Source organism: Pedobacter terrae (assembly GCF_900100705.1).
Lineage (GTDB): Bacteria > Bacteroidota > Bacteroidia > Sphingobacteriales > Sphingobacteriaceae > Pedobacter > Pedobacter terrae.
This window is the reverse complement of the sequence record NZ_FNCH01000035.1, coordinates 1-13,237: the sequence shown is the minus strand read 5'-3', so window position 1 is coordinate 13,237 and position 13,237 is coordinate 1. Positions and strand designations below refer to the sequence as shown.

Genomic DNA, 13,237 nt, shown 5'->3' with positions numbered 1-13,237 from the left:
TTATCTCGCCCTTTTCTGTAAATCTGCAACAGGCATGCTGATCAACCGTCCGATTGGCTGTTTGCCACGATACGTAATTACGCGCAACATGCTGGCATCTTTAGGTACCTGTAATGCCGATGTGTATTTTGGGTAAAACCGATCGGGTGTAGAGTTGTCAAAACTGTAGTAAATGTCTAAACCATCTATTTCTGTGGTCAATTCTATCATCAATTGTTTATCAGCACTACGTTTTACGGTAAAAATCGGGTCGTAAATAGCAGGAGAATATTTAATCTCTGCAAAATCCAATCGTTTGAAATGCTGTTGTGTGCGATCAACAAAATTGGTCCAGTTTTTCTTTTCAATCGGACTCCAGATTGATTCGGCAATGGCAAATGCACGTGGATAAACCATGTATTCAACCTGGCGGAAGGTAAAAATCTGTTCTGTCCAGAGGTTGGCTTGTGCGCCAATAATATATTGTGCATTTACACCTGCGGGAACCGGATTAAATTGATAAGCTTTATTTAGTCGAAGCGAAGCATATACTTTCGGCTCGGTAATGGCGTCAGCCTGCATATAATCTAAGTAGGCAAAATCAGTCGGACTCATTACCACGTTATGTTTGTCGTTAGCGGCCTGTATACCATATTTCATTCCCCTCCAACTCATTACAGCAGCTGTTGGCGAAACACCTCCTTCAAGAATTTCATCCCAACCCATAAATTTTTTACCTTTCGAAATCACGATTTGTTCTACACGTTTTTCAAAATAAGCCTGAACCTGCGGCATGGTTTTTAAGCCTTCGCGAACCATTAATGCTTTAATCTGATCGTTCTTTTCCCAGAAATTATGCGGCGCTTCATCGCCACCCATGTGAATGTATTCGAAAGGAAAAAGTTTAGCTACCTGGGTAAGTACCGAATCTAAAAATACGTAAACCTTTTCATTGGCTGGGCAAAGCGTATTATCAACCAAAGCTGTTGGTGGCGCTCCACGGCTCCAATCCATTATTTTCTCACCCGAACGAACTTTATAATTTACCGCATCTGGTGTGCAGGATAACTCTGGATAAGAGGCAATAATGGCTAAACTGTGCCCTGGAACATCAATTTCCGGCAATATGTTTACAAAACGTTCTTGTGCGTACTGAACGAGTTCTTTAATATCCTCCTGAGTATAAAATCCGCCATAAGTTCGAGGCTCATCGGGGGCAGGTGGCGTAAACTCACCAAATGTTCCGGTTTTTTTAACGCTCCAGGCGCCAATTTCGATTAATTTAGGTAAGCCTTTAATTTCAATCCTCCAGCCTTCATCATCAGCAAGATGTAAATGCAAAAGATTGAATTTATAGCGAACCATGTCATCAATAAACTGTTTTACTTCTTGTTTGGTAAAAAAATGACGGGCAACATCGAACATTAAACCCCGCCATCCTAATTTTGGATAATCAATTACATCAACACAGGGTGCTTTCCATTTGATGCCTTTCACAAGTTCTTTACTTTCGATTTCAGCTGGGAAAAGTTGAAGTAACGATTGAACGCCGTAAAAGATACCTGCTGGTTGATTGGCTGTGATGACAACCTGAGTAGGATTAACGTTTAATTTGTAGCCCTCTTTACCCAATTGTGCATCTTCCTGCGTGTTTAAAATGAGTTTAATGGTAGGATGGGCCGAATTACTTACGGTACTCACAAATTTGCCTGTAGTTGTGGTGATCCGGTCAGACAGATAATTAATCGATTGCTTCAGGTCTACACTCTTTACGGCCTGTATAATTACATTTTCAGGCAAAGTAAACATACCTGCCTTTTTTACCAGAGATACAGGCTCAGGTATAATGGCAATTTGCGTTTGTGCAACTTCACTTTCAGCATCGCCGATTTCAGTTTCTGCAACAATAGATTGAGCGGAGATATTAGCTGCAAAAAAACAGCAGGAGATGAACAGGAATAATTTTTTCATTAAAATAATTAAATCGGATTGACCGGATAAGTATAATCCGCAATTTATTAAAAAAGATTTTAATCGAAGATATTTGTTTCTCAATTAACCACAGAGGTTACAGAGAAAGGCAAAGAGCGCAGAGTGGTGGATTCATAAGCTGGAGAGTTGTCAGTCTGAGCGGAGTCGTAGGCTTAACGCAAAATGTTGTAGTCTTGCGATCAATCAAGCCACCCTAACTTACAAAAAACGCTTCAGCCATTCCATCGCTTTCTCTTTATCTGTAAATGACTTTATCGGAATAGGCGGATTTTGAAACTTAAACAGCATCTTCATAATCAAATGCGCCAAACCAGGTTTCGAAACCATGGCCATAGCCGTATAAATTTGAGGCAACTGCTCCGTCGAAAATTTTCGGGTTTCTTTGTCTGGTACGGGGGAATTTTTTAAATAAATTAACAACGGAACTTTTTTGTTATTAGTGATTTCCTTCACCAGTGCGACATTAGCTTTGATATTTTCTACAGTACGCAAGATGCTTTTGCTATATGAAACCAATATGCCCTCATCCGTCAATAAATAATCGGCTATTTCGCCTTCTATAAGTTGATTGTGGCTGTCGCTTCTCATTTCACTACTTACTTAAAAGATCTCCTTATGATTTATTAAATTCCTTGATATCGGTATGTCAATTTATTTTTCGTCTGTTAGCTTTCATTCTTAAGATTAGTCTTAATAGCATGAATAAAAGCCTCATGTATATTTTTACTAAAAGGGCTTTGCTGATCTTTCAACCTTTCGGGATGCCATTGTACAAATAACAAAAACGATTTTTCTTTAGGTTTAATCCGTTCCATGGCTTCGGTAACTCCATCAGGAGAAATAGCACTCACCACCAGTCCTTTTCCGGTTTTATCAGTACTTTGATGGTGATTGCTGTTTACCAGTCCCTTATCGGTATTCACAATCTGGCTTAACCAAGAAGAGGGATTTATCATAATCTCATGATAGCGATCTGATTTATCGTACATTTTAGAATGATCAAATTTTCCCCATGTTGGGATGTCGGGAATTAAAGTGCCACCAAAAAATACATTTCCCACCTGTATGCCCCTACAAATGCCTAAAACAGGAATAGAATTGGCTTCGGTATAGGTTAACACCTTAAATTCGAATTCATCTCGTTTTTCGTCTACATCATCATCATAACAATAAGGATAGTATTCAGGCTGGTTATAAAATCGCGGATGCACATCTTCACCACCAGTTAAAACAATACCATTGCATTTTTTAATCTCGTCGAAATTATTGAGCTTATATCCAAGTTGGATTACTGAAACATCTTTATCGTAAGATAATACCCAGTCGCGATAAATTTCATATTTACTACAATCGGTAACACCAATGATGATTTGATCAGACATATTAATTGCACAGGTTTATCATATTTTCTTGGAAGTAATGCGAAAGCACTTGCATCATCCGATGAGCTTCGCCATTAGAAACAGCAGGCTTTATGAGTTAATGTCATAAGGCCTGCTTTCGTTTTTAAAGTGAGCTATCCTGATCTTTGTTTTTATTCACCATCTGGCTGTCCCTCGTATTTTTCTGTACCGTAATGGCACCAAAAAGCGAGAGTAAAAAGGCGAAGGCATAAAATCCTTTTTCACTAGGTAGCAAGGTGGCATTCCACAAACCGATTACCAATAAGGTAATGGTTAATAACGTAGAAAACCAACTGATGCCATAATAAATTTCAGTAACCGGAATTCCTTCCAATTTATCGCGAACAGCTTTTTGCAAAGAAATTACAGCGAAAAGGCCAAACATTAGTACAGTAAAATAATATCCTTTTTCATTAAGCAGCATATCAGAACGCCATAGGCCTACAATAAAGCCAATCATTCCGGTGCCCAGAGCAATCCAGGAAGCTGCCACGAATGCATTTGATGGTTTTTGATTCATTGTTTTGAGATTTAATTTAATTCGATAGACAAAGCTAAAGATGGGTAAAAGGTATAAAATAAAAAGCAATAGCTGTAAAAAGTTTTTAAAATCTGATATCTTCAAAAACAAAAAACCAAACAAAATCCTATCTTTTGCATTATAGCTGTATACTCTTATTTTAGTCATATGCGAACATTGCTTAATTCTGCTCAAATGCGCAGTGCCGATCAGTTTACCATCGCCAACAAACCAATTGCATCAATTGACTTGATGGAAAAGGCTGCAAGGGCTTTTGTGCAGTGCTTTTTGAGAGACGAGTTCGATACCAGCAAAAGCGTGGCTATATTTTGTGGGAAGGGAAATAATGGGGGAGACGGGCTGGCTATTGCACATTTGCTCATTGCCAACGGATATGAGAATTTAAAAATTTACATTGTTAACTTCTCTGAAAAACAGAGCGAAGATTTTTCGATCAACCTGCAACGGATGGAGGAAACACGTTGTAAAAAAACAATCATTAATCAGATTGCTGATCTAAAAAACCTAAAGGCCGATATCATTATTGATGCCATTTTAGGCTCTGGCTTAAATAAACCGTTAGCTGGAGAATTTGAAGCGCTTGCACAGGCTATAAATAAGCTGAATAAAAAGGTATATGCGGTTGATGTACCTACCGGTTTTTTTGCTGAAGGTAAACTGCCTAAAGATTATAATGGTATAAAAGCCTATAAAACCATATGCTTTCAAAGGCCGAAAATTAATTTCTTTTTCCCGGAGTCGGCCATGGCAACCGAGAAATATGAGGTGGTTGATATTGATCTGGATGAGAATTTTATACAAAAGCAAGAGGCCGATTTCTATTTATTGGATGCGCGCGATATAGAAAAGATCCTGCAGCCCCGAAAATTATTCAGTCATAAAGGTACTTATGGTCATGCATTGATTATTGCAGGGAATAGCCAAACCATGGGCGCAGCGTTGCTTTCTGCTATGGCTTGTTTACATACTGGCGCGGGATTGACTACTGCATGTATTCCACAAAGTGGGTTAACTGCCTTAAATGCCACATTGCCAGAGGTAATGGCATTACCGAGAGATGAATACACCAGAATAGAAGACCCCAAGAAATATCAGGCAATTGCTATTGGTCCGGGGCTAGGTACCGAAGCTGATCATGAAAAACTATTGGAAAGTTTGATTATGGTAAACCAACCACTGATTATTGATGCAGATGCGCTGAACATTTTGAGCGAAAGGACTGATTTGCTTGATAAACTTGCTGCAAATACCATTATTACCCCGCACATGAAAGAGTTTGATCGGTTATTTGGCGAACATGATAATTGGTGGGACAGGGTGCAAACGGCCAAAGTACAGGCTAAGAAGCAAAGAATCGTTATCGTACTTAAGAACCAGTTTACTTTTATTTGTCTGCCAACGGGTAAAGTATTGATCAATCCTACAGGTAATCCGGCAATGGCACAAGGTGGAATGGGTGACGTGCTTACTGGCATGATTGCAGGTTTTAAAGCTCAGGGATATTCTACAGAAAACGCTGCTATTTTGGGCTGCTATATCCATGGAAAGGCAGGCGATTATTTAGCGGAAGAACAGTTTGTAGTTGCTGCATCCCAGCTCGCCGGTAGAATACCAAAAGAGATTAAAACACTCATATCTAAATAGGTTCAATACAATTTTTTTTAAAAAAGATTTATTAGCTTCTATGCTAATGGTTTATAATTCACACGAATATTTTAATTAACAGATATCTTAAAACGGAAAACAAATTTATGGCACAAAAAGAATACACGCTGAATGAGCTCATTCAGGAATCTGCAGAAAACCCTAATGAAAATGATTTCTTTGAACTGGAGAAACCAGCCATGCTGGAAGTAAACCTGAAAAATCAAAAAATCCTGGCAAAAACAGGATCAATGGTTGCTTATATTGGAAATATCGAGTTTAAAAGAGAAGGACTATTGAGTAAAGGTTTGGGTGGTTTATTAAAGAAAGCGATATCAGGTGAAGGCACTTCACTCATGCATGCCACAGGAACAGGTAAATTATATCTGGCCGATGAGGGCAAAAAAGTAAAAATCATCAAACTTCAAAATGAGTCAGTTTTTGTAAATGGTAATGATGTTTTAGCATTAGAAGAGAATATAAAAAATGAAATAAAAATGTTAAAAAGCATTGCCGGGATGATGAGCGGTGGTTTATTTCAGGTTAAATTATCTGGCAGCGGTTATATTGCCATTACTACACACGGAGAACCGATTTTATTAAGGGTATCGGCCAATCAACCTGTGTATACCGATCCGAATGCTACGGTAGCCTGGTCGGAAAACTTAACGCCGAACATTAAAACCAATTTAACATTTGGTTCTTTTATCGGTAGGGGAAGTGGCGAATCATTCCAATTAGAGTTTTTTGGCGAAGGATGGGTATTGGTACAGCCTTACGAAGAGGTGAAATACGCAGCGAAGTCTTAAAATAGTAGAATCGTCATCGACCGAAGTGGAGAGATCTTAATCAATAAGGTTTCTCCATTTCCTTCACTTGAGTCAGCAAGATTTATGCATTAGTATACTAACGTTTTTTTGGAAAGCAGTTGCAATAGCATTTGGGTTTAGGCAGTCCTGCCATTCGCTTTACCTCTCTACGTTCGGTGTTCGCTGCTGTCAGGTTTAGGTGCGTGGGTTGTATTACTATTAAGGTTGCCAAAATCAAATCTGTGCCTTAAGGTTATTCTCTTATTTGCAAGAGGGGATGGGTATTCGTGCAGTATATAAGGAAGTAAAGTACGCAGCAAAATCTTTGCATTGTTTGGTTAGCGGATATGCTAACCAGGCGTCAGTGAAATGTTTAGGTCGTCATGCTGATCCGATAGTTATCGGATTTATTTCAGCATCTTTATTGCAATTAAGACCCTGAAATAAATTCAGGGTGACGATCGTTAAATAAAAATCCCGGCATTGAAAAATCCCGGGATTTAATATATTAATTATTAAATAATTGCTAATTAAACACCGCCCATTACGGTTAACTTATCCATGGTTGGATTAACACTTCCGCCCATAGGCTCTAAAGTTACGGCAAAGGCCTGCGCCTCTTGTATGGTTTGCATTTTTACCAGCGCTTCATTATTGGTCGAATCTGTTTTTCCGAAAACGCCTAAACTTACCGGTTTGCCGTTTACCAAAGCCCATAGCTGATATTGATGTTCTGCATCGGTTTTTGGTAAATCCATGGCTACATAATTAATCAATACACTTTTATCTTTTTTGTTCCAGTAAACCTTCATCTTAGATGTTGGACTAAAAGCCTGCCCTGCCATACGGATAGTTGCCCATTCTTTGCTATCGGCCATGGCGGCCATATTACCTAAGCCCTGGTTTTCAAACTCCAGCTTGCTTACCACCCCTGCAAATTTTTGTTTATCCAGGCTTAAGCTCGCAATCTGGTCATGCGCGGCATTTAACTTATTATACGTAACAAACAATGCCGCTGTACTCACTACCAATAAGGCTATACAAGCAACTAAGGCATAACGTAAGGTTCTCACTTTAGCCTCACTACCATTTAAACGTATAATTTTTGGTTCTTCTGTATAAATTGGTTCTTGTTGAACATTCACATGCTCTTCAACTTCGTTTAATCCCAATTTTTCCAATAATCTTGTTTCTATATCCGCAGAAGGCTGCACGGCATTTTGCATAGCATATTGCTCCAAAGCTTGCTCAATAGCGGCGATTTCACCCCTTACCTCAAAGTATTGAGATGCTATTTCCTCTACCCGCAATGTTTCTTCAGGTGATAAATCACCTAGAACATACAGTTCAAGTACTCCAGATTCGATATATGCTTTTAAATTTTCCACGCTCAATTAAAACTCCTTCTCAATTCAATAATAGCCAACCGGATCCGGGTTTTCACCGTACCTAATGGCAGATCTAACTTTTCTGCGGCTTCCACATGCGTGAAACCCTTGTAATAAACTAAATCAAGAACTGCTTGTAGATCCGGTTTAAGGTTATCTACAAGTTGCTTAACACCAACAACATCCGGGTTAAACGTAACCTTGTTTTGCTCATCAACGAAACTTACGTTATTTTCTATATCTTGGTTTTTGAGTGAATTCTTAAAATCTTTAGAACGTAATTTGTCGATGGATAAATTGCGTGCAATATTCATCATCCACGTAAATAAACGTCCTTTAGTATGATCATAGTGTGCGGCAGATTGCCAGATTTTTACAAAAGTTTCCTGCAGTACATCCTCAGCAAGCTCTGTGTGGGTAATAATGCGTGAAATAACACCATAAAGTGCTGACGAATACATGCTGTACAATGTTTTTAGTACCGCCGGATCTTTCGATTGCAGTGCTAGCACAAGTTCTGGCTCAGTTAGGGTTAATTTTTTAAATGCAGTCACTATGGTTACTAAGATACAATACACAACAGCAAAAGCAAAAAAAAGTTTTATAAACACATTCCGCAAAGGAATAGGATTATAAAACTTTTTGCATTCTACTTCAGTAAGCGAACTATGCTATCCCTTCAATTGGGAAAAGGTGTTTTTCTGCATGATAAGATGACCGTACCAGCGGACCACTTTCTACATATTTTAAGCCTTTTGCCAAGCCGGCTTCTTTATACATGGCAAAGGTATCAGGATGGATCCAATCAACCACAGGGTGGTGATTGCGGGTTGGCTGTAAATATTGACCTAAGGTTAGGATGTGAACGCCATTGGCCACTAGATCGTCCATAGCCTCAAAAATATCTTCTTCGGTTTCGCCCAAGCCGAGCATAATACCTGTCTTTGTTCTTAAACCAAATTCCGAAATCCTTTTTAGTGCTTCTAGACTTCTATCGTATTTGGCCTGGATCCGTACTTGCCTGGTTAAACGCTTAACCGTTTCCATATTGTGCGAAACCACTTCCGGGCGTTCTTCTAAAACGCGGTATAAGTTATCCCATTGACCTTTAAAATCGGGAATCAAAGTTTCTAAAGTGGTAATTGGGCTTTCTCTGCGGATAGCTTGTAAAGTTTCTGCCCAGATGATCGAACCACCATCTTTTAAGTCATCACGATCTACCGAAGTAATTACACAATGTTTAACTCCCATTAGCCTTACTGAATCGGCAATCCGGTTAGGCTCGTCAACATCAACAGCCAAAGGCCTACCTGTAGCTACCGCACAAAATGAGCAGCTGCGGGTACAAATGTTTCCTAAAATCATGAAAGTTGCCGTACCTGCACCCCAACACTCGCCCATATTAGGGCAGTTGCCACTTTCGCAGATCGTATGAAGCTTGTGCGTGTCTACTAAACTGCGAACTTGTGCATATTCTTTACCAACGGGTAATTTTACACGTAACCAATCTGGTTTACGCTTTACTTCAGTCACAGCAGGTACTACCGGTAAATCAATCATGGTACAAAGTTAACGAATAGGATTGAATTGTTGCAATGGCGAAATGTTTGAGCGTTGTAATAAAGTTGGTTAATTGTTGGGCCAACTTGCGAAGTCTGGCTGGGCAGAGACTAAGCCAGACTTCGCAAGTTTAGCAAGGACCAGCCTGTGGTGTCAGATACTGACACGAAAATTAACCCAGCTCCATTTCGTACCATTTGACGGAACGGATGCCGGGCGCTGGCCAACTTACGAAGTTGTATAGAACAGGCGCCAGGGCTACTTCGTAAGTTTTACGGTCCCAAAAGCATTAAGCCGTGCCACCTAAACCCTATTGAAGCGGCAGCTCCCGATTTTTCATCGGGACTACAGCGGAAAGAGGGACTAATTTTTCCGATGAGTAGTACAGCACCTTTTCAAAAAAAATAAACAATCTTAAGGCCTCAGGACAAATAAAGTATGCCTGCAAGTGTTAGCTAAAAATCATATGCTTAACAATACCGTTTTAAAGGTTTTAACTTTCTAACTAAATCTTACATTTGCAGTATGGATACAGGCTTACAGCTTTACAATACGCTTTCGCGCAAAAAAGAACTTTTTCAACCCTTAAATGCACCCAATGTTGGGATGTATGTTTGCGGTCCTACTGTTTATAGCGATGTGCATCTGGGCAATTGTCGCACATTTATCTCTTTCGATTTAATTTTTAGGTACCTAAAATATGCTGGTTATAAGGTGCGTTATGTACGGAATATTACCGATGCGGGCCATTTAGAAGGGGATAGAGACGAAGGAGATGATAAGTTTGCAAAACGTGCGAAACTGGAACAGCTTGAGCCAATGGAAATTGTACAGAAATATACCTTAGGTTTCCATGATGTATTGCGCATGTTCAATACCCAGCCGCCAAGCATCGAACCTACCGCTACCGGCCACATTATTGAGCAGATTGAAATGATTAAAGTAATTATAGCCAACGGTTATGGTTATGAAGTAGATGGTAACGTATATTTTGATGTAGAAAAGTATAGTAAGGAATACAATTATACGATTTTAACCAACCGCAACCTGGAAGATATGCTAAACAATACCCGCGAACTGGGTGGACAGGATGAGAAGCGCGGAAGGTTGGATTTTGCACTATGGATAAAAGCAAAGCCAGAAACCTTAATGCAATGGCAATCGCCCTGGGGCATGGGCTTTCCGGGCTGGCATATCGAATGTTCGGCCATGAGTGCTAAATATTTGGGAGCTGAATTTGATATTCATGGTGGCGGAATGGATTTAGCAGCAACACATCATACCAACGAGATTGCACAATCTGAAGCTTGCAGCCATAAACAACCTGCCCGCTATTGGATGCATACTAATATGCTTACCGTAAACGGTACACGCATGTCTAAATCGGCCGGCAATGGTTTTCTCCCTCTGGAGTTATTTACCGGTGACCATCATTTACTGAAAAAAGGCTATAGCCCGATGACGGTAAAGTTTTTTATGTTACAGGCACATTACCGCAGTACTTTAGATTTCTCTAACGATGCACTGGATGCATCGGAGAAAGGCTTCCGTCGTTTAATGTCGGCTATTGGCCTGTTAGATAAATTATCGGTTTCTGAACAGAACGATTTTGATATTGATGCATTGAAAGAAAAATGCATTAATGCAATGAATGACGATTTTAACAGTCCGATTTTGGTTGCCGAGTTATTTGAAGCTGTTCGTATTATTAATACGGTGTATGATGGTAAAGGTAAAATTTCAGCAGAAGCACTGGAAAAGTTAAAGCAGCTGATCAACGACTTCGTATTCGATATTTTAGGACTGAAAGATGAAGACGCGGGGAGTAACGACTTAAATGGCGTTTTAGATATGGTAATTAACCTGCGGACTGAAGCTAAGGCGAATAAAGACTATGCAACATCTGATCGGATTCGTATTGGCTTACAGGAATTGGGCATTCAGCTTAAAGATGGTAAAGAAGGGACGACCTGGAGTAAGGCTTAGGTAGTTCTGGGGCAAGGTCCTCCCCTCAAGGACGACGGATTAAGCAAAAAAATACATTCCGGGCATTTTGAATTTATCGAGCAGTATGTCCCCCTTTGAAGGGGGCAGGGGGATGAAACATAGATGAAATAAACTTATGAACAACAACTATAACCCTAAATTAAAAACCTTTGCCAGAGGCCATCGAAATGATAGTACCAAAGCAGAGGTAAGGATTTGGTGTGAATTGTTGAGGAATAAGAAAATGCTGGGCTATTCTTTCTTAAGACAGCGACCGATTGCGAATTATATTGCAGATTTTTCTAAAAGGATTTAAAGTTGGTCATTGAGGTTGATGGATTTAGTCATGAACGCGAAGGCCAGTTTGAAAAAGATAAAGCTCGTGAACTTAACCTGAACGCATTGGGCTTTCATGTCCTGAGATTTAGTGATGATGAGGTAATGAACGATATTGAGAATGTGAATAGGACCATTCAGCATTTCATAGCAGAATGGGAGAAAGATCATCCGGGATCTTGTTAAAGAAACAAGTTTTCGCATGTCATCCCCCTCGCCCCCTTCAAAGGGGGAATGGACTATTCCCAAACCATTAATTCGTCCCCTGGGGGATGAGAGATATTACACTACTTCAAACAATATGATAATAGTGGCTTTTATATCAATTGGCATACGCAATTGGTTAACTTAGCCAATATCGATAAAAATACCTTGAAAGCCAACGGACAAACTGTTTTAGAAACTATTTATAGAGAAAAATAACTGGCCTTAATGTGTAATTGTTAATTACTTTTGAGGTCATACATTAAAGAAAATTTTATATTCGCCAAATATATTATACTAACTCATAATGAAACACTTATTTTCAACTGCAATCGCTTCGCTTTTAGCTTTAGGCGCTTTTGCTCAAAAAAGCGACGGAACAACCAAATCTTTAATAAATGCGGAAAAGGATTTTGCTAAGTCAATTGCCAAAAATGGAGATAAAGAAGCTTTTATAGATTACTCAACTACCAATACTTTAGTATTTAGGCCGAACCCGGTTAATGCTAAAACTTTTTATGCAGCCAAGGCAAATGCGGAAAATGATGTGTCATGGGTTCCAAACCTGGCGAAAGTATCGCGTAGTGGTGATTTAGGTTTTACCACAGGAGCATACGAAGTGGGTACTGCAGAAAAAAAATACGGTCAATATTTATCGATCTGGAAGTCAGAAAACGGCAGATGGAAATTAGCTATTGATTTAGGAACAGAGAGCAATAAGCCTTTGGCTAAAATTACGCCATCATTTGTGGAACCAAAGGATCACGTTGCACCAAAATTTTTGAATGAAAGAGAAATTAAGGCTGGTAAAGAAATTATCATCACTACTGAAAAGACCTTAAATACCTTATTAAAAACACATGGTATTGCAGCATTTGGTGGCTTCTTAACCAATGATGCACGTTTACTTTTCCCGGGTAACGATGCCATTGAAGGAAAAGGAAAGATTATTGCTTTTTATAACAGTATGATCAGCAAAATCAACTTAAAAACAACCAGTGTAGATAAAGCAATCGGTAGCGATTTGGCTTATACCTATGGTGTAGCTACTATTGATTATAAAGCCGATTTACGAGAAAGTTTTAACTACGTTTTCGTTTATGAAAAGGCAGCAGATGCAAGCTGGAACTTAATTGTACAGGCTTTTGTACCAGCAGAAAGATAAATAACAAAATGTGAATTAAAGAAGGGCTATCTGTAAAGTGGCCCTTTTTTTATTTTAGAAAGTTCTCTTTTTTACACTCAAGGTCGGTTTAGCCCTGATCCGATAACTCCTAATATCCGCAGGTTAAAAAAAATAAAAGCTGCAAAACTTTGATAAACAATGTTTTGCAGCAAGGTAATATTCACTTAAATTAGTGTTGACCAATATTACTGCTGTGAAAATAATAAATT

General features: G+C 39.2%; 13 protein-coding genes. 6 read left to right on the top strand and 7 right to left on the bottom strand.

The genetic code is table 11. The features are described 5' to 3' along the window. From BLR60_RS23895 to yiaA, 4 genes are all read right to left on the bottom strand, one after another. A complete protein-coding gene (locus BLR60_RS23895; RefSeq protein ID WP_090504886.1) occupies window positions 1–1,950 on the bottom strand; it encodes a beta-N-acetylhexosaminidase in 1,950 nt (649 codons plus the stop codon). A gap of 219 nt (window positions 1,951–2,169) precedes the next feature. Next, window positions 2,170–2,559, bottom strand: a complete 390-nt coding sequence (locus BLR60_RS23890; protein ID WP_090504883.1) for a SpoIIAA family protein — start codon at window positions 2,557–2,559, stop codon at window positions 2,170–2,172. Window positions 2,560–2,636: 77 nt separating this feature from the next. Beyond that, on the bottom strand, window positions 2,637–3,353 hold the full coding sequence (locus tag BLR60_RS23885) for a gamma-glutamyl-gamma-aminobutyrate hydrolase family protein (RefSeq protein WP_090504880.1): 717 nt from the start codon (window positions 3,351–3,353) through the stop codon (window positions 2,637–2,639). A 124-nt stretch (window positions 3,354–3,477) separates the two neighbouring features. Further along, window positions 3,478–3,894 (bottom strand): inner membrane protein YiaA, encoded by a 417-nt coding sequence (gene yiaA, locus BLR60_RS23880; protein ID WP_090504943.1) that lies wholly within the window; start codon window positions 3,892–3,894, stop codon window positions 3,478–3,480. Between the two features lie 168 nt (window positions 3,895–4,062). Here yiaA and BLR60_RS23875 point away from each other — a divergent pair, with 168 nt between their 5' ends. Together BLR60_RS23875 and BLR60_RS23870 are read left to right on the top strand one after the other, a co-directional pair. Next, the gene (locus BLR60_RS23875) at window positions 4,063–5,559 is read left to right on the top strand and encodes an NAD(P)H-hydrate dehydratase (RefSeq protein WP_244155736.1); all 1,497 of its coding nucleotides are present in this window, start codon (window positions 4,063–4,065) and stop codon (window positions 5,557–5,559) included. Between the two features lie 107 nt (window positions 5,560–5,666). After that, window positions 5,667–6,368 (top strand): AIM24 family protein, encoded by a 702-nt coding sequence (locus tag BLR60_RS23870; protein ID WP_090504877.1) that lies wholly within the window; start codon window positions 5,667–5,669, stop codon window positions 6,366–6,368. Window positions 6,369–6,898: 530 nt separating this feature from the next. Here BLR60_RS23870 and BLR60_RS23865 read toward each other — a convergent pair. The 3 genes from BLR60_RS23865 to lipA form a co-directional block, all read right to left on the bottom strand. Continuing rightward, a complete protein-coding gene (locus tag BLR60_RS23865) occupies window positions 6,899–7,756 on the bottom strand; it encodes an anti-sigma factor (RefSeq protein ID WP_090504937.1) in 858 nt (285 codons plus the stop codon). Window positions 7,757–7,758: 2 nt separating this feature from the next. Next, a complete protein-coding gene (locus BLR60_RS23860; RefSeq protein WP_090504935.1) occupies window positions 7,759–8,310 on the bottom strand; it encodes an RNA polymerase sigma factor in 552 nt (183 codons plus the stop codon). Window positions 8,311–8,422: 112 nt separating this feature from the next. Continuing rightward, complete coding sequence (lipA, locus tag BLR60_RS23855; RefSeq protein ID WP_025144173.1) at window positions 8,423–9,316, bottom strand: lipoyl synthase; 894 nt, start codon at window positions 9,314–9,316, stop codon at window positions 8,423–8,425. A gap of 525 nt (window positions 9,317–9,841) precedes the next feature. Between lipA and cysS the strand changes: the two genes are divergently transcribed. The 4 genes from cysS to BLR60_RS23840 all read left to right on the top strand — a co-directional run bounded on the left by cysS (window position 9,842) and on the right by BLR60_RS23840 (window position 13,007). Beyond that, a complete protein-coding gene (cysS, locus tag BLR60_RS23850) occupies window positions 9,842–11,302 on the top strand; it encodes a cysteine--tRNA ligase (RefSeq protein ID WP_090504875.1) in 1,461 nt (486 codons plus the stop codon). A gap of 136 nt (window positions 11,303–11,438) precedes the next feature. Next, window positions 11,439–11,618 (top strand): DUF559 domain-containing protein, encoded by a 180-nt coding sequence (locus BLR60_RS25370; RefSeq protein WP_208600712.1) that lies wholly within the window; start codon window positions 11,439–11,441, stop codon window positions 11,616–11,618. Between the two features lie 2 nt (window positions 11,619–11,620). After that, window positions 11,621–11,824, top strand: a complete 204-nt coding sequence (locus tag BLR60_RS25365; protein WP_208600711.1) for a DUF559 domain-containing protein — start codon at window positions 11,621–11,623, stop codon at window positions 11,822–11,824. Window positions 11,825–12,149: 325 nt separating this feature from the next. Then, a complete protein-coding gene (locus BLR60_RS23840) occupies window positions 12,150–13,007 on the top strand; it encodes a nuclear transport factor 2 family protein (RefSeq protein ID WP_090504872.1) in 858 nt (285 codons plus the stop codon). Window positions 13,008–13,237 lie beyond the last annotated feature (230 nt).